Annotated in this window: 22 protein-coding genes; 2 read left to right on the forward strand and 20 right to left on the reverse strand. The window is 69.7% G+C overall.

The window, feature by feature from the left end:
* Positions 1 to 88: 88 nt before the first annotated feature.
* The 14 genes from CLV67_RS30305 to pyrR all read right to left on the reverse strand — a co-directional run bounded on the left by CLV67_RS30305 (position 89) and on the right by pyrR (position 15554).
* Positions 89 to 652 carry a histidine phosphatase family protein gene (locus tag CLV67_RS30305; RefSeq protein WP_146169351.1) on the reverse strand — a complete coding sequence of 188 codons (564 nt, stop codon included), beginning with the start codon at positions 650 to 652 and terminating at the stop codon, positions 89 to 91.
* Positions 653 to 1116: 464 nt separating this feature from the next.
* Positions 1117 to 2307 (reverse strand): methionine adenosyltransferase, encoded by a 1191-nt coding sequence (gene metK / locus CLV67_RS30310; protein WP_106324454.1) that lies wholly within the window; start codon positions 2305 to 2307, stop codon positions 1117 to 1119.
* 45 nt (positions 2308 to 2352) lie between these two features.
* Entirely contained in the window at positions 2353 to 3570 is a 1218-nt protein-coding gene (coaBC, locus tag CLV67_RS30315; protein WP_106324456.1) for a bifunctional phosphopantothenoylcysteine decarboxylase/phosphopantothenate--cysteine ligase CoaBC, read from the reverse strand.
* 88 nt (positions 3571 to 3658) lie between these two features.
* On the reverse strand, positions 3659 to 3922 hold the full coding sequence (rpoZ, locus tag CLV67_RS30320; protein WP_015623990.1) for a DNA-directed RNA polymerase subunit omega: 264 nt from the start codon (positions 3920 to 3922) through the stop codon (positions 3659 to 3661).
* Positions 3923 to 3935: 13 nt separating this feature from the next.
* Positions 3936 to 4523 (reverse strand): guanylate kinase, encoded by a 588-nt coding sequence (gmk, locus tag CLV67_RS30325; protein ID WP_106324458.1) that lies wholly within the window; start codon positions 4521 to 4523, stop codon positions 3936 to 3938.
* Positions 4524 to 4555: 32 nt separating this feature from the next.
* Complete coding sequence (mihF, locus tag CLV67_RS30330; RefSeq protein ID WP_093613818.1) at positions 4556 to 4873, reverse strand: integration host factor, actinobacterial type; 318 nt, start codon at positions 4871 to 4873, stop codon at positions 4556 to 4558.
* A gap of 183 nt (positions 4874 to 5056) precedes the next feature.
* Positions 5057 to 5887: an orotidine-5'-phosphate decarboxylase gene (gene pyrF, locus CLV67_RS30335; RefSeq protein WP_106324460.1), complete on the reverse strand. Its 831-nt coding sequence runs from the start codon at positions 5885 to 5887 to the stop codon at positions 5057 to 5059.
* A 19-nt stretch (positions 5888 to 5906) separates the two neighbouring features.
* Positions 5907 to 7298, reverse strand: a complete 1392-nt coding sequence (locus tag CLV67_RS30340; protein WP_106324462.1) for an adenosylmethionine--8-amino-7-oxononanoate transaminase — start codon at positions 7296 to 7298, stop codon at positions 5907 to 5909.
* The gene (locus CLV67_RS30345) at positions 7295 to 8323 is read right to left on the reverse strand and encodes a quinone-dependent dihydroorotate dehydrogenase (RefSeq protein WP_106324464.1); all 1029 of its coding nucleotides are present in this window, start codon (positions 8321 to 8323) and stop codon (positions 7295 to 7297) included. The genes CLV67_RS30340 and CLV67_RS30345 overlap by 4 nt, the downstream gene beginning before the upstream one ends.
* A complete protein-coding gene (gene carB, locus CLV67_RS30350; protein ID WP_106324466.1) occupies positions 8320 to 11685 on the reverse strand; it encodes a carbamoyl-phosphate synthase large subunit in 3366 nt (1121 codons plus the stop codon). Before carB ends, CLV67_RS30345 begins: the two co-directional genes overlap by 4 nt.
* Before the next feature lie 5 nt (positions 11686 to 11690).
* On the reverse strand, positions 11691 to 12797 hold the full coding sequence (carA, locus tag CLV67_RS30355) for a glutamine-hydrolyzing carbamoyl-phosphate synthase small subunit (protein WP_106324468.1): 1107 nt from the start codon (positions 12795 to 12797) through the stop codon (positions 11691 to 11693).
* A complete protein-coding gene (locus CLV67_RS30360; protein ID WP_106324471.1) occupies positions 12794 to 14056 on the reverse strand; it encodes a dihydroorotase in 1263 nt (420 codons plus the stop codon). Before CLV67_RS30360 ends, carA begins: the two co-directional genes overlap by 4 nt.
* Complete coding sequence (locus CLV67_RS30365; RefSeq protein WP_106324473.1) at positions 14053 to 14973, reverse strand: aspartate carbamoyltransferase catalytic subunit; 921 nt, start codon at positions 14971 to 14973, stop codon at positions 14053 to 14055. The genes CLV67_RS30360 and CLV67_RS30365 overlap by 4 nt, the downstream gene beginning before the upstream one ends.
* Positions 14970 to 15554 carry a bifunctional pyr operon transcriptional regulator/uracil phosphoribosyltransferase PyrR gene (gene pyrR / locus CLV67_RS30370; RefSeq protein WP_373873178.1) on the reverse strand — a complete coding sequence of 195 codons (585 nt, stop codon included), beginning with the start codon at positions 15552 to 15554 and terminating at the stop codon, positions 14970 to 14972. The genes CLV67_RS30365 and pyrR overlap by 4 nt, the downstream gene beginning before the upstream one ends.
* A gap of 255 nt (positions 15555 to 15809) precedes the next feature.
* On the opposite strand from pyrR, the gene bldD reads away from it, so the two are divergent.
* The gene (gene bldD, locus CLV67_RS30375) at positions 15810 to 16298 is read left to right on the forward strand and encodes a transcriptional regulator BldD (protein WP_014446326.1); all 489 of its coding nucleotides are present in this window, start codon (positions 15810 to 15812) and stop codon (positions 16296 to 16298) included.
* A 157-nt stretch (positions 16299 to 16455) separates the two neighbouring features.
* On the opposite strand, the gene nusB is transcribed toward bldD, so the two are convergent.
* The 4 genes from nusB to aroB all read right to left on the reverse strand — a co-directional run bounded on the left by nusB (position 16456) and on the right by aroB (position 19027).
* Positions 16456 to 16890 (reverse strand): transcription antitermination factor NusB, encoded by a 435-nt coding sequence (gene nusB, locus CLV67_RS30380; protein ID WP_106324477.1) that lies wholly within the window; start codon positions 16888 to 16890, stop codon positions 16456 to 16458.
* Entirely contained in the window at positions 16890 to 17447 is a 558-nt protein-coding gene (gene efp / locus CLV67_RS30385; protein ID WP_106324478.1) for an elongation factor P, read from the reverse strand. Before efp ends, nusB begins: the two co-directional genes overlap by 1 nt.
* Positions 17448 to 17537: 90 nt before the next feature.
* Complete coding sequence (gene aroQ / locus CLV67_RS30390; RefSeq protein ID WP_106324480.1) at positions 17538 to 17957, reverse strand: type II 3-dehydroquinate dehydratase; 420 nt, start codon at positions 17955 to 17957, stop codon at positions 17538 to 17540.
* On the reverse strand, positions 17954 to 19027 hold the full coding sequence (gene aroB / locus CLV67_RS30395; RefSeq protein WP_106324482.1) for a 3-dehydroquinate synthase: 1074 nt from the start codon (positions 19025 to 19027) through the stop codon (positions 17954 to 17956). The genes aroQ and aroB overlap by 4 nt, the downstream gene beginning before the upstream one ends.
* Before the next feature lie 102 nt (positions 19028 to 19129).
* On the opposite strand from aroB, the gene CLV67_RS30400 reads away from it, so the two are divergent.
* A complete protein-coding gene (locus CLV67_RS30400; RefSeq protein WP_106324484.1) occupies positions 19130 to 19849 on the forward strand; it encodes a Clp protease N-terminal domain-containing protein in 720 nt (239 codons plus the stop codon).
* On the opposite strand, the gene CLV67_RS30405 is transcribed toward CLV67_RS30400, so the two are convergent.
* Complete coding sequence (locus tag CLV67_RS30405) at positions 19833 to 20333, reverse strand: shikimate kinase (RefSeq protein WP_106324486.1); 501 nt, start codon at positions 20331 to 20333, stop codon at positions 19833 to 19835. The two genes, CLV67_RS30400 and CLV67_RS30405, sit on opposite strands and share 17 nt — an antisense overlap.
* Positions 20333 to 21511: a chorismate synthase gene (gene aroC / locus CLV67_RS30410; RefSeq protein ID WP_106324488.1), complete on the reverse strand. Its 1179-nt coding sequence runs from the start codon at positions 21509 to 21511 to the stop codon at positions 20333 to 20335. Before aroC ends, CLV67_RS30405 begins: the two co-directional genes overlap by 1 nt.
* Between the last annotated feature and the right edge of the window lie 25 nt (positions 21512 to 21536).

Here is a 21536-nt window from a genome sequence, read left to right on the forward strand (position 1 = left end):
CCGCCCGGCCGCCCGGTGACGCGAGAGACAGAACGTTCTTTCCCAGGACTGGACGACCGGGCGTCCGAGCGACCGGACGACCGGGTGGTCAGTGCGTCAGGCAGGTCACCGTCCGCTCGCGGAGGTCGATCTCGACGATGTCCGGAAAGCGAAGATCGGCCCAGAAGCGGGCCGGGTCCGTGGCGAGACGGTAACGGCTGGCCATCCACACGGTCGGCGCCAGGCCGTGGGTGCCGATGACCAGGGTGCGGTTCTGTTCGGCGGCGGCGGCCGCATGGCGTACGACCGCGGCGTCGAACCGGCCGATCACCTGGTCGCGCGGTTCCCAGCCCTCGGGGCAGCCACCTCGCGCGTACGATTCCGCGGCAGCCTGGTAGCCCTCGTCGGTGAACCATACGTGCGGGCGATGCACCTCGGCGAGGCCCGCATCGCGGACGACCCGCTGGGCGCCGGCGATCTCCTGCATGGTCTGCGCGGCCTTCGGCTCGGTGCTGGTCACGTAGTAGGCCGGATGGCAGACGTGCAGCCGCATGAGGCGGGCCGCTACCCGGCTCTCCTGCGCGAGTTGCCATTCCTCGGCCGGCACCTGCGGATCGACCGCCGGCATGGCGTGGCGGACGACGATCACCCGTTCACCCTGGACAGCCGTCATCTCCGGAGCGTAGCCGCCGGAACCACCCATGAGACTCATGCGAACAAACACGCAAACCCGCCTCGCCGAGTTCAATCGAGTCCGCGATCTCGTCGCCGAGAAAGGGCCGAGGCAGCTGTGGACGAACCGGTGAAACCGCAACGACCCCGTGCTGGACGATCATTCTGACCGCTTTTCCGGGCCCGGCTGTGGGCAATGGCTGCTTCCCGCGCCGGGAAGAGGGCACAAGCCACAGCCGATCGATCAAACGCAGGAGCGAGCGCGGCCGAGACAAGGCGGCGAGACAAAGAGCGGGAACGGCTGCAAAACTGCGGGAACGGCGCGACAAAGCAGCGGGCGCCGCACGGCAGAAGCGGCAAAGTGGCGAGACAAACACGGCGGGGCCACGAGACAAAGGGGCGGGAAGAGCGAAAACGAAGAGGCGCCCACCCCCGAAGGGATCGGGCGCCTCAACGGCGACAACCTCAGGACGCGGCGTTCTTCAGGTCCTGAGCACGGTCGGTGCTCTCCCACTTGAGGTCCGGCAGCTCACGGCCGAAGTGGCCGTACGCCGCGGTCTGCTGGTAGATCGGGCGCAGCAGGTCCAGGTCGCGGATGATGGCGGCCGGGCGCAGGTCGAAGACGTCCTTGATGGCCTTCTCGATCCGCTCGACGGGCACGTTCTCGGTGCCGAACGTCTCGACGAACAGCGACACCGGGTGGGCCTTGCCGATCGCGTAGGCGACCTGCACCTCGCAGCGCTCGGCCAGGCCGGCGGCCACGACGTTCTTGGCGACCCAGCGGGTGGCGTACGCCGCGGAGCGGTCCACCTTCGACGGGTCCTTGCCGGAGAAGGCACCGCCGCCGTGACGGGCGTATCCGCCGTACGTGTCCACAATGATCTTGCGGCCGGTGAGGCCGGCGTCGCCCATCGGGCCGCCGATCTCGAAGCGGCCGGTCGGGTTCACCAGGAGGCGGTAGCCCTCGGCGTCGAGGCCGAGGCCCTCCAGCTCGGGCGCGATGACGTGCTCGCGGACGTCCGGCGTGAGCAGCGACTCGAGCGAGATGTCGGCGGCGTGCTGCGACGACACGACGACCGTGTCGAGACGCACGGGACGCAGGCCGTCGTACTCGATGGTGACCTGGGTCTTGCCGTCGGGACGCAGGTAGGGGATCGTGCCGTCCTTACGCGCGGCCGACAGGCGGCGGGCCAGGCGGTGCGCGAGCGCGATCGGCAGCGGCATCAGCTCGGGCGTCTCGGAGCAGGCGAAGCCGAACATCATGCCCTGGTCGCCGGCGCCCTGCGAGTCGAGGACGTGCTCGGAGTCACCCTCGCGCAGCTCGATGGCGCTGTCGACGCCCTGCGCGATGTCGGGCGACTGCGAGCCGATGGAGACGCTCACGCCGCAGGAGGCGCCGTCGAAGCCCTTCTTCGACGAGTCGTAACCGATCGCCAGGATCGTGTCCCGCACGATCTTGGGAATGTCGGCGTAGGCCTGCGTGGTGACCTCGCCCGCCACGTGCACCTGGCCCGTGGTGATCAGGGTCTCCACCGCGACGCGGCTCCGCGGGTCCTGCGCGAGCAGGGCGTCGAGAATCCCGTCGCTGATCTGGTCAGCGATCTTGTCCGGGTGGCCTTCCGTGACCGACTCGGAGGTGAACAGGCGGCGTGCCACGGTGCTCCTCAGATTTGTCGAATACAAGGTAACGCGGAAGTGTAGTCAGGGGTGCTGAGCGTGTCCGACCTGGGCGTCCAGGCGGGCGGCGACTTGATCCAAAATCATATCGGCCACATCGTCTTTGGGTAGTTCCCCGTGAGTGGCGGTGAAGCCGTCCGCCCCCAGCAGGGTGACGGTGTTGCTGTCCTGCCCGAACACCAGGCCGACGCCGACCTCATTGACGACGATCAGGTCCGCGCGCTTGCGGACCAGCTTGCCACGGGCGTTCTCCAGGGCGTCGTGCGTCTCGGCCGCGAAGGCGACCAGGATCTGGCCGGGGCGCTTGGCCGCGCCCAGTTCAGCGGCGATGTCCGGGTTCTCGACCAGGGTGATCGCGCCGGGCGTACCGTCACCGGTCTTTTTGATCTTCTGCTCGGCGACCGACGCCGGGCGGAAGTCGGCGGGCGCGGCCGCCATGACGACCGCGTCGGCCGATGCGGCGGCCTCGACGGTGGACTTGCGCAGCTCCTCGGTGGTGCCGACCCGCACGAGATCCACCCCCGCGGGGTCGGGAAGCGAGACGTTCGCCGAGACGAGTGTCACCCTCGCGCCACGTGCCACGGCGGCCTTGGCCAGCGCGTACCCCTGTTTGCCGGAGGAGCGGTTGCCCAGGAAGCGGACCGGGTCGAGCGGCTCGCGCGTGCCACCGGCGGTCACCACGACATGCCGACCGGCAAGATCAAGGTCAAGACCCCGCTTGAGTACGCGCAGAGCGGTCTCGAAGATCGACGAGGGATCGGGCAGCCGCCCCTTGCCGGTGTCCTTGCCGGTCAGACGGCCGACAGCCGGCTCGATCACGATCGCACCGCGCTCGCGGAGGGTGGCCACGTTCGCCCGCGTCGCCGGGTTCTCCCACATCTCGGTGTGCATGGCCGGCGCGTACACGATCGGGCAGGTGGCCGTGAGCAGCGTGTTGGTGAGCAGGTCGTCGGCGATGCCGTGTGCCGCCTTGGCCAGCAGGTCGGCGGTCGCCGGAGCCACCACGACGAGCTCCGCGGCCCGGCCGATCCGCACGTGCGGCACCTCGTGCACGTCGTCCCAGACACCCGTGGCGACCGGCCGCCCGGAGAGGGCCGCCCAGGTGGGCTCGCCGACGAACTTCAGCGCCGAATCGGTCGGAACCACCCGGACGCCGTGGCCGGACTCGGTGAACAGGCGCAGCAGTTCGCACGCCTTGTAGGCGGCGATCCCACCGCCCACACCCAGCACGATCTCCGTCACGGGTTACTCATCGGCACGGAACCACCTCGGATAACAATTGATCCCGCGCCCGAATGACGGGACGCGGGATCATCGGATCGGTTTCAGATCAAGGGTTGTCGGTCGCCTCGGCGGTCAGCAGGCCCGCGTTGATCTCGCGCATGGCGATGGAGAGCGGCTTCTCCTGCGGCGTGGTCTCGACGAGCGGTCCCACATACTCCAGGAGGCCCTCACCGAGCTGGCTGTAGTAGGCGTTGACCTGGCGGGCGCGCTTGGCCGCGAAGATCACCAGCGAGTACTTCGACGAGGTCTTGTCGAGCAGCTCGTCGATCGGCGGGTTGGTGATTCCTTCGGGGTTCGCGATGGTTCCCACTTTGGTGAAGTCCTTAATGCTCGTGTGCCAGGTATAACGAACCGAGCAATCCTACCAGCTCATCCGCGGCACGTTCGACGAAGTCGTTCACGACGGTGACGTCGAACTCGGCCTCGGCGGCCAGTTCCTCGTCGGCGTGCGCGAGACGACGCTTGATCGTCTCCTCGTCGTCGGTCCCCCGGCCGATCAGGCGGCGCTGGAGCTCCTCGACGCTCGGTGGGGCCAGGAAGACCAGCTGGGCGTCCGGCATGGCCGCACGGACCTGCCGTGCGCCCTGCAGATCGATCTTCAGCAAAACGGGCCGGCCCTCCCGGAGCCAGCCCTCGACCTGCGCGCGGGGCGTGCCGTAGAGGTTGCCCGCGAATTCGGCCCACTCCAGGAGCTGACCGCCGTCGATCAGCCGCTGGAACTCGGCCCTGGTTGCGAAGTGATAGTGCTCGCCGTCGGTCTCGTAGTCGCGTTTCTTGCGTGTTGTCACCGACACCGAGAGTTTGATCCACGGCGAGCGCAGCCGGATCAGCTCGATCACACTGTCCTTTCCGACCCCGGAAGGGCCGGAAAGAACAGTGAGGCGGGCCGCCGGCTGCGCGTCGTCATCCATGCTCACGGCTCATTCCTACACGAGCCCATGAGTCAGTTCGCAGCGAACTCCCCCAGGAGGGCCTTGCGCTGCTGGTCGCCGAGACCCCGGAGCCGGCGGCTCTCAGCGATCTTCAGCTTCTCCATGATCTGGGTCGCACGGATCTTGCCGATGCCCGGCAGCGCCTGAAGCACGGCCGAAACCTTCAGCTTGCCGACGACCTCGTCAGCCTCCGCGCGCTCGAGCACGGCGGCGAGGGTGGTCTTGCCGGACTTGAGCTGTTCCTTCAGCTCAGCCCGAGCCTTGCGAACTTCCGCGGCCTTCTCCAGCGCAGCAGCACGCTGTTCGGGGCTCAATGACGGGAGCGGCACCAGTTCTCCTCAGGTCCCTGAGCGGCGGTAGTTCAATACCGGCGCTTCTGTGAAACGTGGTGTGCCATGGAACCGAAGGGGCATATGGTTCCCGGCGCCGGGAAAACTAGCGGTCAATCCGGGTTTCGGCAACGTGGGGGTACCCCGGTCCCGGCTCATCGCGGGCCTGCTAAGCAGGCCGTTTCACCCGAGCGCGGTCCGCACGCCGGCCAGAACGCGGTCCGTTGCGGCCCTCAATTCGCCGATCTCCGGGCCGGCCGCGAGAACTTCGCGTGAGTACGAGGGCAACACGTTGTGCAGGCTCTCGCCGAAGACCGCGCGCAGGTCATCGGGCGTTCCACCCTGTGCTCCGAGGCCCGGAGCGAGCAGCGGTCCGTTGACCGCGGAGAGGTCGTGACCGGTGTCGCCGATCGTCGCGCCGACGACGAGCCCGAGACTTCCAAGCGGCTTCACACCCGCGTTGACCTGGGAAATCTCATCGATCACGGTTTGCGCGACGGTTTTTCCACCGGCTCCGACGGCGTGCTGCACGGACGCGCCCTCGGGGTTCGAGGTCAGTGCCAGGACGAAGACTCCACCTCCGTGAGTGGCCGCCAGGTCGAACGCCGGCTGCAAAGATCCCACTCCCAGGTAAGGACTCACAGTAATCGCGTCAGCACGGAGAGTACTCGCCGGATTCAGATACGCGTCGGCGTACGCCGCCATCGTCGAGCCGATGTCGCCACGTTTCACGTCGAGCAGGACGATCGCGCCGGCTTCCCGCGACTGTCGGATAGTTGACTCAAGAACCGCGACGCCACGTGACCCAAATCTCTCAAAAAAAGCGGACTGTGGCTTCAGTACGGCCACCCGATCGGCCAAGGCGTCGACGACCGTACGGGCGAAGCGTTCCAGGCCGGCGATGTCGTCCGAGAGCCCCCAGCGGGCCAGCAGCGCGGCGTGCGGGTCGATCCCGACGCACAGGGGACCACGCTCCGCTACCGCCGCGTGAAGCCGTTCGCCAAACGTTTCCATCAGCTTTACCTCTTCCGTGTCAGCTAGCCGCCACCGCGGCGGCGATTCCCGCGGTAATGCGGGCCACGTCGGCGTCGTCCGTGACGAACGGCGGCATGGTGTAGATCAGGTCCCGGAACGGCCGCAGCCAGACCCCCTCGGCGACCGCTGCGGCGGTGGCCTTCGTCATGTCCACGGGCCGGTCCAGCTGCACGACGCCGATCGCGCCCAGGACGCGCACGTCAACGACCCCTGGCGCCCCCCGAAGCGGCTCCAGACCGGCTTTCAACGACTTTTCGATCTCCGGTACGCGCAGAGCCCAGTCCCCTGCCTTCAGGAGCCGCAGAGAGGCCCCGGCGACGGCACAGGCGAGCGGGTTGCCCATGAAGGTCGGGCCGTGCGCCAGCCCGCCACCCTCCCCGGCCGAGATCGCCGCGGCCACCTCAGCCGTGCACAGAGTCGCCGCCAGGGTCAGGTATCCCCCGGTCAGCGCCTTGCCCAGGCACATGATGTCCGGGCTGACACCGGCGTGATCGGCTCCGAAGAACCGCCCGGTCCGGCCGAAGCCGGTCGCGATCTCGTCGAAGATCAGGAAGATGCCGTGCGCCGCGGTCGCCTCGCGCAGCACCCGCAGGTACTCCGGATGGTGGAACCGCATCCCGCCCGCGCCCTGGACCACCGGCTCGACGATCACCGCGGCGATCTCACCGGAGTGCCGCTCGATCATGCCGGTGAGCGCGGTGGCGTAACCCTCATCCCACTCCGCGGGAGGCGGCCCGGCGAAAACCTGCGCCGGCAGCACCCCGGTCCAGAGCGAGTGCATGCCACCGACCGGGTCGCAGACGCTCATCGGGTGAAACGTGTCACCGTGATAGCCGCCACGCCAGGTCGCCAGACGCCGCCGTTCCGGCCGCCCGAGGGCTCGCTGGGCCTGGAGCGCCATCTTGATCGCCACCTCGACGCCGACCGAACCGGAGTCGCAGAGGAACACGTGCTCCAGACCGGCCGGGGTGATCTCGACGAGCTCGGCGGCCAGCCGGATCGCGGGCTCGTGGGTGAGCCCGCCGAACATGACGTGGCTCATCCGCCCGGCCTGATCGGCCAGCGCCGCGTCCAGGACCGGGTGCCGGTAGCCGTGGATGGCCGCCCACCAGGACGACATCCCGTCCACCAGCTCCCGGCCGTCGGCCAGTCGCAGCCGCACGCCCTCGGCGCTCTCCACCAGGTAGGGCTCGCCGCGCCCGGGCATCGGCCCGTAGGGATGCCAGACGTGCGCCCGGTCGAGCGCCAGCAGATGCTCCGCGCCGCCGCCGCCGCCCGGCCCGGCAGGGCCGGACGGCGGCCCGAGCAGATCCGCCGCGCCACTGTCGTCCGGCCTCGCGAGGCCGGACGACGGGCCGAGCGCAACGGGGTCGCGCCCGGCCGGGCTCATCGCGCCGCTGCCGCCCGCGACGGGCGGGCGCCCCGGGCGACCTCCAGGACCAGGTCCGGACCCCGGTAGATGAAGCCGGAGTAGAGCTGCACCAGGGCTGCCCCGGCGTCGAGCATCCGGGACGCGTCGTCGGCCGACATGATCCCGCCCACCCCGATGATCGGCAGCTTCCCGCCGGACTCGGTGTGCACGAACCGGACCACCTCACGGGCCCGCGCGGTCAGCGGCGCTCCGGAGAGCCCACCGGCCTCGCCCTCCAGGTGCTGATCGGCCGGATCCAGCCCGTCGCGCGACAGCGTCGTGTTGGTGGCGATGATCCCGGCCGCCCCGTGGTCCAGGCAGACCTCCAGCAGCTCGGCGATGGCCGGCTCGGTCAGGTCGGGAGCGATCTTGACGAGCACCGGGACCGGACCGGCCAGCGCCTTGAGCAGGCCTGAGATCGAGTCCTTGTCCTGCAGGCTGCGCAGGCCCGGGGTGTTCGGCGAGGAGACGTTGACCGCGATGTAGTCCGCGTACGGGTGCAGCAGCCGGTAGGACGTCAGGTAATCCTCGACGGCGTCCTCCAGCGGCGTGACCTTGGACTTGCCGAGCGAGATGCCCAGCGGCACGTCCAGCGGGCCGAGCTCGGCCAGGCGGTCGGCCAGGGCGGTCGCACCGGCGTTGTTGAAGCCCATCCGGTTGACGATGCCCTCGCTGGCCTTCGCCCGGAACAGGCGCGGCCTGTCGTTGCCGGGCTGCGGCTTGGCGGTGACCGTGCCGACCTCGACGAAGCCGAAGCCGAGCGCCGGCCACGCGCGCAGGGCGAGTCCGTTCTTGTCGACGCCCGCGGCCAGGCCGACCCGGTTCGGGAAGCGGACGCCGAAGACCTCGACCGGGTTGGAGAAGCCGTACCAGCGGCGCATGGCGGCCAGGGCGGGCGCGGGCAGCTTCGCGAGCCGGTCCAGCGTCCACTCGTGGGCGTGCTCGGCGTCACCGTCGCCCAGCCGGAACAGCGCCGGCCGGGCGACCTTCGTGAACAGACTCACGATTCACCGCCGCGCAGCAGCTTGTGCAACTCCTGGAGCGGCCGGACGGTCATGTCCCCGGCCCGGAGCGCCTCGATGCCCATCACGGCGGCGGCAGCGCCCGGGACAGTGGTGATGCTCGGCACGTCGGCGGTCACGGCGGCGCTGCGGATCTCGTACCCGTCGAGGCGGGCGCTGGCGCCCGAGCCCTGCGGGGTGTTGATGATCAGCGAGATCTCGCCGGCCAGGATCAGCTCGACCGCGTTGCGCTTGCCCGGGTCCTCGTAGTGCTTCGGCACGACCTCGCAGTCGATGCCGTACCGCCGCAGCACCTCGCCGGTCCCGGCCGTGGTGACGATCGTGAAGCCCAGGTCGGCGAGCCGCTTCACCGGGAAGATCATCGAGCGCTTGTCCCGGTTGGCGACCGACACGAACACCTTGCCGCTGGTGGGCAGCGAGCCGTACGCGGCGGCCTGCGACTTGGCGAACGCCTGACCGAAGCCGGCGTCGATGCCCATCACCTCGCCGGTCGACTTCATCTCCGGGCTGAGCAGGCTGTCCACGTTCTTGCCGGACAGGGTGCGGAACCGCTTGAAGGGCAGCACCGCCTCCTTGATCGCGATCGGCGCGTTCGGCGGCACGGTCCCGCCGTCACCGGTGGGCAGCAGCATGCCCTCGGCGCGCAGGTCGGCGATGGTGGCGCCGAGCATGATCCGGGCCGCCGCCTTGGCCAGCGGGACGGCGGTCGCCTTGGAGACGAACGGGACGGTCCGCGAGGCCCGCGGGTTCGCCTCCAGGACGTAGAGCGCCTCGTCCTTCAGCGCGTACTGCACGTTCATCAGGCCGCGCACGCCGATGCCCCGGGCGAGAGCCTCGGTGTAGCGGCGCACCTCGGCGATGTGCGGCGCGGCCAGGTTGATCGGCGGCAGCGAGCAGGCCGAATCGCCGGAGTGGATGCCGGCCTCCTCGATGTGCTCCATGACGCCACCGAGGTACACCTCGCCGGTCGCGTCGCAGAGCGCGTCCACGTCGATCTCGATGGCGTCGTCGAGGAACCGGTCGACCAGCACCGGGTGGTCCGGCGAGATCTCGGTGGCCCGCTCGATGTAGCCCTTCAGGGTCGGCTCGTCGTAGACGATCTCCATGCCCCGGCCACCCAGCACGTACGACGGGCGGACCAGGACCGGGTAATCGATCGTGTCGGCGATCGCCTTGGCCTCGCTGAAGCTGGTGGCGGTGCCGTGGTCCGGCGAGCGCAGGCCGTTCTCGGCGAGCAGCGCGCCGAACAGGCCGCGGTCCTCGGCCAGGTCGATCGACTCGGGACTGGTGCCGACGATCGGGACGCCGGCCGCCTTGAGCCGGTTCGCCAGGCCGAGCGGGGTCTGCCCGCCGAGCTGGACGATCACGCCGATCACACCGGGGCCGCCGGCCGCCTTGCCGGAGCTGTCCTCGGCGTGGAACACCTCGAGGACGTCCTCGAAGGTCAGCGGCTCGAAGTAGAGCCGGTCGGCGGTGTCGTAGTCGGTCGACACCGTCTCCGGGTTGCAGTTGATCATGACCGTCTCGTAGCCGACGCCTTCGGCGGCGGAATCGGACGCAGCGGCAGAGCTCAATGCGGCGCCGCTTCGCAACGCCTGTACGGCGTGCACGCACGAGTAGTCGAACTCGATGCCCTGCCCGATCCGGTTCGGTCCCGAGCCCAGGATGATCACCTTGGGCCGGTCGCTCGGCGCGACCTCGGTCTCGTCGTCGTAGGACGAGTAGTGGTACGGCGTGTTCGCCTGGAACTCGGCGGCGCAGGTGTCGACGGTCTTGTAGACCGGCCGCAGGCCGAGCCGGTGGCGCAGGGCGCGCACCCCGTCCTCACCGGCCAGCTCCGGCCGCAGCGCCGCGAGCTGCCGGTCGGACAGACCGGACCGCTTCGCCCGGCGCAGCAGCTCCTCGTCGAGGACCGGGGCGGCCAGGATCTCGGCCCGCAGGTCGACCAGCGCCTGGATCTCGTCGAGGAACCACGGGTCGATCCGCCCGGAAGCCGTGTGCACCTGCTCGACGGTCGCGCCGAGCCGCAGGGCGGCCTCGACCGTGTAGAGCCGGCCGTCGTGCGGGATCTTCAGCGCCTCGAGGGCCTCGTCGACGTCGGTGAAGGTCGGCGCGGTCCAGAACCCGGCGGCCTTGGTCTCCATCGAGCGCATGGCCTTGTTGAGCGCCTCGGCGAAGTTGCGGCCCAGGCTCATCGCCTCGCCGACCGACTTCATCGTGGTGGTGAGCTCCTTGTCCGCGCCCGGGAACTTCTCGAACGCGAACCGCGGGATCTTCACGACCACGTAGTCGAGGGCCGGCTCGAAGGCGGCCGGGGTCTTGAGCGTGATGTCGTTGGGGATCTCGTCGAGGGTGTAGCCGATGGCCAGCTTCGCCGCGATCTTGGCGATCGGGAAGCCGGTGGCCTTCGACGCCAGCGCCGACGAGCGGGACACCCGCGGGTTCATCTCGATCACGATCATCCGGCCGTCGTCGGGGTTGATCGCGAACTGGATGTTGCAGCCACCGGTGTCGACGCCGACCTCGCGGAGCACGGCGATGCCCAGGTCACGCAGCTTCTGGTACTCACGGTCGGTCAGCGTCATGGCCGGGGCCACGGTCACGCTGTCGCCGGTGTGCACGCCCATCGGGTCGATGTTCTCGATCGAGCAGACCACCACGACGTTGTCGTGCTTGTCGCGCATCAGCTCGAGCTCGTACTCCTTCCAGCCGAGCACGCTCTCCTCGATGAGCACCTCGTGCACCGGGGAGGCGGCCAGGCCGGCGCCGGCGATCTGCTCCAGGTCCTCCGGTGTGTGGGCCATGCCCGAGCCGAGGCCGCCCATGGTGAAAGACGGCCGGATGACGACCGGCAGGCCGATCTCGGCGACCGTGGCGCGGACCTCGTCCATCGAGTGGCAGACCCGCGAGCGCGGCGTCTCGCCACCCGCGAGCGCCACGATGTCCTTGAAGAGCTGCCGGTCCTCGCCCTTGCGGATGGCTTCGACGTTGGCGCCGATCAGCTCGACGCCGTACTTCTCCAGGACGCCGGCCTCGTGCAGGGCGATCGCGGTGTTCAGCGCGGTCTGGCCGCCCAGGGTCGGCAGGATCGCGTCGGGGCGCTCCTTGGCGATGACCAGCTCGACGAACTCGGGAGTGATCGGCTCGACGTAGGTGGCGTCGGCGAACTCCGGGTCGGTCATGATCGTGGCCGGGTTCGAGTTGACCAGCGAGACCCGGATGCCCTCGGCCCGCAGCACCTGGCAGGCCTGGGTGCCGGAGTAGTCGAACTCGCAGGCCTGGCCGATGACGATCGGGCCGGACCCGATCACCATGACGTGTTTGATGTCCTCACGCTTCGGCACTGAACTCAGCCCTTCTTTTCCACGAGCTCGACGAACCGGTCGAAGAGGTAGTCGGCGTCGTGCGGGCCGGCGGCGGCCTCGGGGTGGTACTGGACGGTGAAAGCCGGGACCTCCAGGCCCCGCAGGCCCTCGACCACGTTGTCGTTGAGGCAGACGTGCGAGACCTCGACACCGCCGAACTCGGTGTCGATCCGCTCGCCTACGGGTGCGTCCACGGCGAAACCGTGGTTGTGGCTGGTCACCTCGACCTTGCCGGTGGTCTTGTCGAGCACCGGCTGGTTGATGCCGCGGTGGCCGTACCCCAGCTTGTAGGTGCCGAAGCCGAGCGCGCGGCCGAGGATCTGGCTGCCGAAGCAGATGCCGAAGAGCGGCACCTGGCGGCGCATGACCTCCTGCGCGAGCGCGACCGGGCCGTCGGCCGTCGCCGGGTCGCCGGGGCCGGGCGAGAAGAACACCGCGTCCGGGCCGACCGCGAGCAGGTCCTCGATCGAGGAGCTCGCCGGGAAGATGTGGGTGGTGACGCCGCGCGCGGCCAGGCGGCGCGAGACGTTGCGCTTGATGCCGAGGTCGAGCGCGGCGACCGTGTAACGGTGCTCGCCGTCGGCCTGGACCGTGTAGCGCTCAGGCGTCGTGACCTGGGCTGAAAGGTCGGCACCGAGCATCTGCGGCGCTCCCTTGACCCGCTCCAGCAGCGAGCGCGGATCGAGGTCGACGCTGGACACACCGACCCGCATGGCGCCGCGTTCGCGCAGGTGGCGGGTGAGGGCCCGGGTGTCGACGCCGCTGATGCCGACGACGCCCTCGGCCTTGAGCCGGTCGCCGAGGTCACCGGTGGAGCGCCAGTTGGACGGGCGGCGGGCCGGGTCGCGGACCACGTAGCCGGAGACCCAGATGCGGTCCGACTCGTCGTCCTCGTCGTTGACGCCCGTGTTGCCGATCTGCGGGGCGGTCTGCACCACGACCTGCTTGTGGAACGACGGGTCGGTCAGCGTCTCCTGGTAACCGGTCATGCCGGTGGTGAACACCGCCTCGCCGAACGTCTCCCCCACCGCGCCGTACGCGCTGCCGTGAAACGTGCGACCGTCCTCGAGCACGAGGATCGCCTTGCTCATTTGACTGCCTTCCCGTCCAGTACGGTGGCCTCGCCCCGCAGGAAGGTCGCGACGATGCGACCGGGCAGGGTCATACCCGCGTACGGCGTGTTGCGGCTGCGGCTCGCCAGCTCCGACGGGTCGACGACCCGGCGGGCGGACGGGTCCACCAGCGTGAGGTTCGCCGGGCTGCCGACGGTCAGGTCACCGCCGTGCCCGGTCAGACCGGCGATCCGGGCCGGGGCCCGCGACATCCGGTCGGCGATCAGCTCCCACTGCGGGCCGTAGATGCTCAGCACGATCGGCAGCGCCGTCTCGAGGCCGAGCATGCCGGGCCGGGCGTGCGCCCACTCGCATTCCTTGTCCTGCACGGCGTGCGGGGCGTGGTCGGTGGCGACCACGTCGATCACGCCGTCCAGCAGGGCCTTGCGCAGGGCTTCGACGTCGCTGCGCGTACGCAATGGGGGGTTGACCTTGAAGACCGGGTCGTAACCGGCCGCGAGCTCGTCGGTCAGCAGCAGGTGGTGCGGAGTGACCTCGGCCGTCACCCGGACACCGCGCGCCTTGGCCTGGCGCAGCACCTCGACCGAACCGGCGGTGGAGACGTGGCAGACGTGCAGGCGGCTGCCGACGTGCTCGGCCAGCAGCACGTCGCGGGCGATGATCGCCTCCTCGGCGACCGCCGGCCAGCCGGTCAGGCCGAGCCGGGTGCTCACCTCGCCCTCGTGCATCTGGGCGCCCTCGGTGAGCCGGTGCTCCTCGGCGTGCTGGGCGATGACGCCGTCGAACGCCTTCACGTACTCGAGGGCGCGGCGCATCAGCTTGGGGTCGGCCACGCAGAAGCCGTCGTCGGAGAAGATCCGCACGTTCGCCGCCGAGCTGGCCATCGCGCCGAGCTCGGCCATCTGCTTGCCGGCCAGGCCCACCGTGACGGCGCCGATCGGCTGCACGTCGACCAGGCCGGCCTCCCGGCCCAGCCGCCAGACCTGCTCGACCACGCCGGCGGTGTCGGCGACCGGCGAGGTGTTCGCCATGGCGCAGACCGCCGTGTAGCCGCCCAGGGCCGCGGCGCGGGAGCCGGTCTCGACGGTCTCGGCGTCCTCCCGGCCGGGCTCGCGCAGGTGGGTGTGCACGTCCACCAGGCCGGGCAGCGCGACCAGACCGGCCGCGTCGACGACCTCGGCGTTCTCGACCGGAGCCGAGATCACGCCGTCGGCGATGTACAGGTCGGTCGGTTCGGCACCGAGGATCGAGACGCCCTTGAGCAGGTACGCCATCACTTGCCTCCCAGCAGCAGGTAGAGGACGGCCATCCGGACGCTGACGCCGTTGGCGACCTGTTCGACGATCGTGGAGCGGGGCGAGTCGGCCACCTCGGGCGCGATCTCCATCCCGCGGTTCATCGGGCCGGGGTGCATGACGATCGCGTGCTCCGGCAACTTCTTCATCCGGGCCACGTCGAGCCCGTAGCGGCGGCTGTACTCGCGCGCCGAGGGGAAATAGGAGTCCTGCATCCGCTCGGTCTGCACGCGCAGCATCATCACCACGTCACTGTCCGGCAGTACCGCGTCAAGGTCGTAGGAGACCTGGGTCTTCTCGGCGAGCGCCGCGGCCACGTCGAGCGGGATCAGCGTGGGCGGGCCGACGAGGGTGACCTGCGCGCCGAGGGTGGTGAGCAGCAGGACGTTCGAACGGGCCACCCGGCTGTGAAGCACATCACCCACGATCGCGACCTTCAGGCCGTCGAGACGACCCAGGCGAGACCTCATGGTGTACGCGTCCAGCAGCGCCTGGGTCGGATGCTCGTGCGTCCCGTCGCCGGCGTTGACGACCGAACCGTCCACCCAGTTCGCCAGCCGGTGCGGCGCGCCGCTGGCCGAGTGCCGGATGACCACGGCGTCCGCGCCCATCGCCTGCAGGGTCAGCGCGGTGTCCTTGAGGCTCTCGCCCTTCGACACGCTGGAGCCCTTGGCGGAGAAGTTGATGACGTCGGCGGAGAGCCGCTTGGCGGCCGCCTCGAACGAGATCCGGGTCCGGGTCGAGTCCTCGTAGAACAGGTTGACCACGGTCCGGCCGCGCAGCGCGGGCAGTTTCTTGACCTCGCGGCCGGAGAGGGCGGCCATCTCGCCCGCGGTGTCCAGGATCAGCGTGGCGGTCGCGGCGTCCAGGTCGGCGGCGGAGCGCAAGTGCTTGATCACGAGAGACCTCCGAGCAGCTTGACCTCGTCGGCGCCGTCGGTCTCGGTGAGGGTCACCTTGACGCTCTCGCTGAGCGCGGTCGGGATGTTCTTGCCCACGTAGTCGGCGCGGATCGGCAACTGGCGGTGACCGCGGTCGACCAGCACCGCGAGCTGCACCGAGCTGGGCCGGCCGACGTCGTTGAGGGCGTCGAGGGCGGCACGCACCGAGCGGCCGGAGAAGAGCACGTCGTCGACGAGGATGACCCGCAGGCCGTCGATGCCGCCGGGCGGCAGCTCGGTACGGCCGAGCGCGCGGGTGGCCTTGAGCCGCAGGTCGTCGCGGTAGAGCGTGATGTCCAGCGAGCCGACCGGCACCTCGACGCCCTCGAAGGCGTGAATCCGCGCGGCGAGGCGGTGGGCCAGCGGGACGCCGCGGGTCGGGATGCCGAGCAGCACGGTCCCGGTGGCGCCGGAGGTCTTCTCGAGGATCTGGTGGGCGATTCGGTCGACGACCCGATGCAGGTCGGACTCCGCCAAAATGATCTTGCTGGGTGTGTCAGCGCGTGGTTGTGCCACGGCGGACCTCCTTCCCCGCCTCACGGGACGGGTCGTTAAAGGATGTCGGTCGACGCTACGTTACCAGCGGACGCAGCGATGACCATGGTGACGTGCCTGACTGGAGCAGACCGGACAAATCCCACCGTCTAGGGATACAGTCGGTAACTTTGGTGCGGGCCCGCGCGACTCATCGGTAACCAACACTTGACCGGCGGTCGCAAACTCCGTACCGTCACGCAGCGTAGCGATCCGCGAGGAAAGAACCCTCCGGGCCAGCACAGTACCGGGAGTGTCCGTATGCCGTCTGAGTACGCGAAGTCGCTTGGCGCTCGCCTGCGCTCCATCCGCCAGCAGCAGGGCCTGTCCCTGCAGGGCGTCGAAGAGAAGTCCAACGGCCGCTGGAAAGCGGTCGTGGTGGGCTCCTACGAGCGGGGCGACCGTGCCGTCACCGTGTCGCGTCTGGCCGAACTGGCCGACTTCTACCGTGTGCCCGTCTCCGAGCTGCTGCCCGACGGCAGTGGCATCCGGCTCGAGGCCACCAACAAGATCGTGCTTGACCTCGAGAAGCTGTACGACACCACGGGTGAGGACCTCGCCTACGTGGCGCGGTACGCACGTGCGATCCAGCAGCAGCGTGGCGACTACAACGGTCGCGTCCTCTCGATCCGGGCCGACGACCTGCGCGCGCTCGCCATCGTTTACGACATCTCGCCGTCCGGCCTCATCGAGCGCCTGACCGAGCAGGGTGTTCTGGTCGCCGACCCGCGCGCGTTTTTCGCCAGCTGAATTTTTGAGCCGGCAGCACTGAACAAAATCAGCAACAGAATGTAGCGCCCCCCGTAAAGCCCGCGTCGCCCCGACGCGGGCTTTCGCCATTGCAATACGCCTGCCAAGAAGAAACGGCCCGGATCCCAAGGATCCGGGCCGTTTCTCGAAAAAGCGTTCAGCGGGTGGCGAAAGCCGCGATCCGGTCGAGAAGCCCGTTGAGGAAACGCGGGCTGTCGTCGGTCGACATCTCCTTCGCCAGCTCGACCGCCTCGGTGATCGCCACCGGATCGTCCACGTCCGGCTCGAAGAGCAGCTCGTAGACCGCGATCCGGGCGAGATTGCGGTCGATCGCGGGCATCCGGTCGATCGTCCAGCCCTCGGCGTAACTGGCGATCAGCTCGTCGATCCGGTCGAGGTGCTTGGCGACACCGTCGATCAGGGTCTTCGAGTACTCCAGGTGCTCGGGGTGCGGCTTGGCGATCCGGTCCAGGTACGTGAGCAGCACCTGGCCCGGCGGCAGATCACGCAGGTCGGCCTCGAAAAGGACGTCCAGCGCTCGCTTACGAGCCTTGCGGCGCGCGAGCCGTTCCTTCTTGGGACCTTCCGCCATCAGCTGCGGCCGAGGTAGCGGCCGTCGCGGGTGTCGACCTTGATCTTCTCACCGGTGGTGATGAAGAGCGGGACGTTGACGGTGGCGCCGGTCTCGACCGTGGCCGGCTTGGTGCCGCCGGTGGAACGGTCGCCCTGCAGACCCGGCTCGGTGTAGGTGACCTCGAGGAAGACGCTGGTCGGCAGCTCGATGTAGAGCGGCACGCCCTCGTGCAGCGCGACGGTGACCTCGGCCTCGGCGAGCAGGTAGTTGGCGTTGTCACCAACCGTGGCACCCCCGACGGGGATCTGGTCGTAGGTGTCCAGGTCCATGAAGACGTAGTCGTCGCCGTCCTGGTACAGGTACTGCATGGTGCGCTTGTCAACGGTCGCGGTCTCGACCTTGGTGCCGGCGTTGAAGGTCTTGTCCACGACCTTGCCGGACAGCACGTGCTTCAGCGTGGTGCGCACGAAAGCGGGGCCCTTGCCGGGCTTGACGTGCTGGAACTCAACGACGGACCACAGCTCCTTGTCGAGGTTGAGAACCAAGCCGTTCTTCAGGTCGTTGGTGGAAGCCATGTCCTGCCTTTGTTTTTCAGACCGTGATCTTGATACGTATCGGTGACCGAACGAGTCTACCGACGTGAAGCCGTCCGGAGCGAATCGGGCCTACCGGGCGATGTGCTCCAGTGCCAGGCGATATCCGTCAAAGCCCAGGCCCGCGATCACCCCGGTGGCGACCGGTGAGATCACCGAGCGGTGACGGAACTCCTCCCGGGTGTGCACGTTGGAGATGTGGACCTCGACCAGCTTGCCGCGCAGCATCGCGCAGGCGTCGCGCACGGCGTAGTTGTAGTGCGTCCACGCGCCCGGATTGAGCACCACGTCGGCGCCCTCGTCGGCCGCCTGGTAGAGCCACTCCAGCATCTGGTGCTCGGCGTTGGTCTGCCGTACCTCGACCGTCAGGCCCAGGTCCTCGGCGACGGTCTGGCACATCTCGACCAGGTCCTTGTAGGTCGACGAGCCGTAGATCCCCGGCTCCCGCAGACCCAGCCGTCCCAGGTTCGGGCCGTTCAGCACGTAGATCATCGGGCCACCTCCGCGTAGGCGCGCTCCAGCAGGTCCTCGTCCGGGCCGGCCAGGATGCCCGGCTTCGCCAGGCCGTCCAGGACGACGAAACGCAGGGTGGCCGCCCTGGCCTTCTTGTCGACGCGCATCGCGGGCAGCAGGTCGGTCCAGGCCTCGGAGTCGTACGCCGTGGGCAGCCCCAGCGACTCCAGGATCGCCCGGTGCCGCGCGGCGGTCGCGTCGTCCAGCCGCCCGGTGAGCCGGCCCAGCTCGGCCGCGAAGATCAGGCCCACCGAGATGGCGTGCCCGTGCTTCCAGGTGTACTTCTCACGTCGCTCGATCGCGTGACCCAGCGTGTGCCCGTAGTTGAGGATCTCCCGCAGCCCGGACTCCTTGAGGTCGACCCCGACCACGTGTGCCTTGACCCGGATCTTGCGCTCGACCAGCTCGCGGAGCACGTCGCTGCGCGGGTCGAGGGCCGCGGCCGGATCGGCCTCGATCAGCTCCAGGATCCGCGGGTCGGCGATGAAGCCGCCCTTGACCACCTCGGCCAGGCCGGCCGCGATGTCCTCGCCGGGCAGGGTGTCCAGCGCGTCCAGGTCGCAGATCACACCGGCGGGCGGATGGAAGGCGCCGACCAGGTTCTTGCCCGCGGCGATGTTCACCGCGGTCTTGCCACCCACGGCGGCGTCGACCATGCCGGCCACCGAGGTGGACACCGGCACCCAGCGAACTCCGCGCAACCAGGCGGCCGCCACATATCCGGCCAGGTCGGTGGTCGCTCCACCCCCGACCCCCACGACCACGTCGGTACGGGTGAAGCCCGCGGCCCCGAGCTCGTCCCAGCACCGGGCAGCGACCTCGATCGACTTGCCCCGCTCGGCGTCGGGCACCTCGATCGGCACCACCGTCGCGTCACCGGCCGCCGCGGCGACCGCCTCGGCGCGTGCCCGCAGCGTGGGCGGGTGCAGGACGGCCACCCGGGCCGCGCCCTCGATCATCGCCGGTAGCTCGCCCGACAGCCCTCGGCCGACGACCACGTCATATGGACGGTCACCCGTCACCGGAATCCGCGTCACCACGCCACACACCCTAGGGCGTACGCCCGGCGGCACTCATGCCCCCACACCCGCGTTCCACCCCTCGGATATGGGGTTATATACAGATGACCCCAACAGGGTTACACATGACGCATGCCGAAAATCAACGTGTACCTGCCCGACGATCTCGCCGACGCCGTCCGCGAGACCGGCCTGCCCGTCTCCCCGATCTGCCAGCGGGCCTTGGAGCTGGCGGTCCGCCGGATCACCACGATCCGCCAGGCGGTCCTCAGCGACGTGGATCCCACCGGCCTGGCCGAGCTCCTGCCCAGTTTCACCGCACGCCTGGTCACCGTGCTGAACCTGGCGGCCGGCCGGGCCCGGGAGAGCGGCTCCGGCTCGGTCACCACCGGTGACCTGCTGCACGGCCTGCTGGCCGAGGGACAGAACCTGGGCCTGCAGATCCTCAACGCGATGGACGTGACCCCGGCGTCGCTCACCGCCCCGGTCGCACCCGAGCCGCCCGCCGCTCCCGGCGGACTCCGGTTCAGCGCGCCGGCCGCCGTCGCCCTGGAGCTTGCCGTCGGCGAGGCGATCGGGTTCGGGCACAACTACGTCGGTTGTGAACACCTGCTGATCGGGCTGGCGGGGGAACCCGACGGCGCGGCCGGCGAACTGCTCCGCTCGCGCGCCGTCGACGGCAAGGCCGTCCGGCGCACGGTCGCCGCCGCACTCGCCGGTTACGCCCACCTCCGGGCCGGCAGCGGTGACCCGGCCGCGCCGCCCGCCCTGCTCAACGCGGTCCGTGCCGAGCTGGCCCCGCTGGTCAAACGCATCGAGGCCCTGGAGACCCGCCTCAGCGGAGGAGCGTGAGGACCTCGGCGGTCACGTCGTGCTCGTCGCGGCCGTCGGTGGCGACCGTATGGGTCGCCACCTCCAGGTAGAGCGGGCGACGCTGGTCGAGCAGGTACTTCAGGGTGGCGCGCGGGTTCATCGCCAGCAGGGGACGGCCCGCGCCCAGCCCGACCCGCTTGATCGCGTCGGACAGCTCGACCGACAGGTAGACGACCGTGTGGCCGGCCAGCAGTTTGCGGGTGCCCTCGTCGAGAATCGCCCCGCCGCCGAGGGCGAGCACCCCGCCGAACGTGCCCAGCGCCGACGCCACGACCTCGCGTTCCAGCGCGCGGAAGGCCGGTTCCCCGTCGTCGACGAAGATCTCCGGGATCGGTTTGCCGGCCCGTTCCTCGATCATCGCGTCGGTGTCGCCGAACGGCACACCCAGTTCGGCGGCGACCGCCGTGCCGACGGTGCTCTTGCCGGCGCCCATCACGCCGACGAAGACCGCGACCGGTGCCATCAGTGGATGATCAGGTTGTCGAGGTACGACTGGAGGTTACGCCGGATCTCGGCGACCGAGTCCCCGCCGAACTTCTCGGTCGCGGCCTCGGCCAGGACAAGCGCCACCATCGCCTCGGCGACGACCGCGCCGGCCGGGACCGCACAGACGTCGGACCGCTGGTTGATCGCGGTGGTCGCCTCGCCGGTGGTGATGTCGACGGTCTGCAGCGCCCGGTTCAGCGAGGAGATCGGCTTGAGCGCGGCGCGGACCCGCAGCGGCTCACCGTTGGTGATGCCACCCTCCAGGCCGCCGGCCCGGTCGGTGACCCGCTTGACGCCGTCCGGCGTCGGGACGATCTCGTCGTGGGCCACCGAGCCGCGCGAACGGGCCTGGGTGAAGCCGTCGCCGATCTCGACGCCCTTGACCGACTGGATCGACATCAGCGCCGTGGCGAGCCGCGCGTCGAGCTTGCGGTCCCACTGCACGTGCGAGCCGAGACCCGGCGGCACGTTGTAGGCGAGCACCTCGACGATGCCGCCGAGCGTGTCAGCGTCCTGCTTGGCGGCGTCGACCTCGGCCACCATCCGGGCGCTGGCCTCGGGGTCGAGGCAGCGCAGCGGGTCCTCGTCGATGCGGTCGAAGTCGTCCGGCGTCGGGATCACACCGGGTTTCGCAGCGACCGAGCCGAGCTCGATCACGTGCGAGACGATGTCGATGCCGAGCGCCTGCTTGATCAGCTTCTTGGCGACCACGCCGACGGCGACACGGGCCGCGGTCTCCCGGGCGCTGGCGCGCTCCAGGATCGGGCGGGCGTCGGCGTGGCCGTATTTCTGCATGCCGGCCAGATCGGCGTGACCGGGCCGCGGGCGGGTCAGCGGGGCGTTGCGCGACTGCGCCGCGAGCAGCTCGGCGTCGACCGGATCGGCCGCCATCACGGTCTGCCATTTGGGCCACTCGGTGTTGCCGACCCGGATCGCGACCGGCGAGCCCTGGGTCACCCCGTGCCGGATACCGCCGATGAGCTCGAGCTCGTCCTGCTCGAACTTCATCCGGGCGCCACGGCCGTAGCCGAGGCGGCGGCGCACGAGGTCACGGGTGATGTCCTCGCTCGTCACCTCGATCCCGGCGGGGACACCCTCGAGCAGCGCGACGAGCGCCGGTCCGTGCGATTCACCTGCAGTCAGCCAGCGCAACACGGCAACAGTCTGGCACGCCACCGGG

This window comes from Actinoplanes italicus (assembly GCF_003001815.1).
Lineage (GTDB): Bacteria > Actinomycetota > Actinomycetes > Mycobacteriales > Micromonosporaceae > Actinoplanes > Actinoplanes italicus.

Bases quoted from the DNA above. Each gene is read 5' to 3' on its own strand.
- CLV67_RS30405 (WP_106324486.1), bottom strand. From the start codon at position 20,333: ATGGCACCGGTCGCGGTCTTCGTCGGCGTGATGGGCGCCGGCAAGAGC.
- gmk (WP_106324458.1), bottom strand. From the start codon at position 4,523: ATGGATGACGACGCGCAGCCGGCGGCCCGCCTCACTGTTCTTTCCGGC.
- CLV67_RS30340 (WP_106324462.1), bottom strand. From the start codon at position 7,298: ATGAGCCCGGCCGGGCGCGACCCCGTTGCGCTCGGCCCGTCGTCCGGC.
- carA (WP_106324468.1), bottom strand. From the start codon at position 12,797: ATGAGCAAGGCGATCCTCGTGCTCGAGGACGGTCGCACGTTTCACGGC.
- pyrF (WP_106324460.1), bottom strand. From the start codon at position 5,887: ATGGAAACGTTTGGCGAACGGCTTCACGCGGCGGTAGCGGAGCGTGGT.
- CLV67_RS30305 (WP_146169351.1), bottom strand. From the start codon at position 652: ATGACGGCTGTCCAGGGTGAACGGGTGATCGTCGTCCGCCACGCCATG.
- aroQ (WP_106324480.1), bottom strand. From the start codon at position 17,957: ATGATCTACGTGCTGAACGGCCCGAACCTGGGACGGCTGGGTCTGCGG.
- CLV67_RS30400 (WP_106324484.1), top strand. From the start codon at position 19,130: ATGCCGAAAATCAACGTGTACCTGCCCGACGATCTCGCCGACGCCGTC.
- bldD (WP_014446326.1), top strand. From the start codon at position 15,810: ATGCCGTCTGAGTACGCGAAGTCGCTTGGCGCTCGCCTGCGCTCCATC.
- nusB (WP_106324477.1), bottom strand. From the start codon at position 16,890: ATGGCGGAAGGTCCCAAGAAGGAACGGCTCGCGCGCCGCAAGGCTCGT.
- efp (WP_106324478.1), bottom strand. From the start codon at position 17,447: ATGGCTTCCACCAACGACCTGAAGAACGGCTTGGTTCTCAACCTCGAC.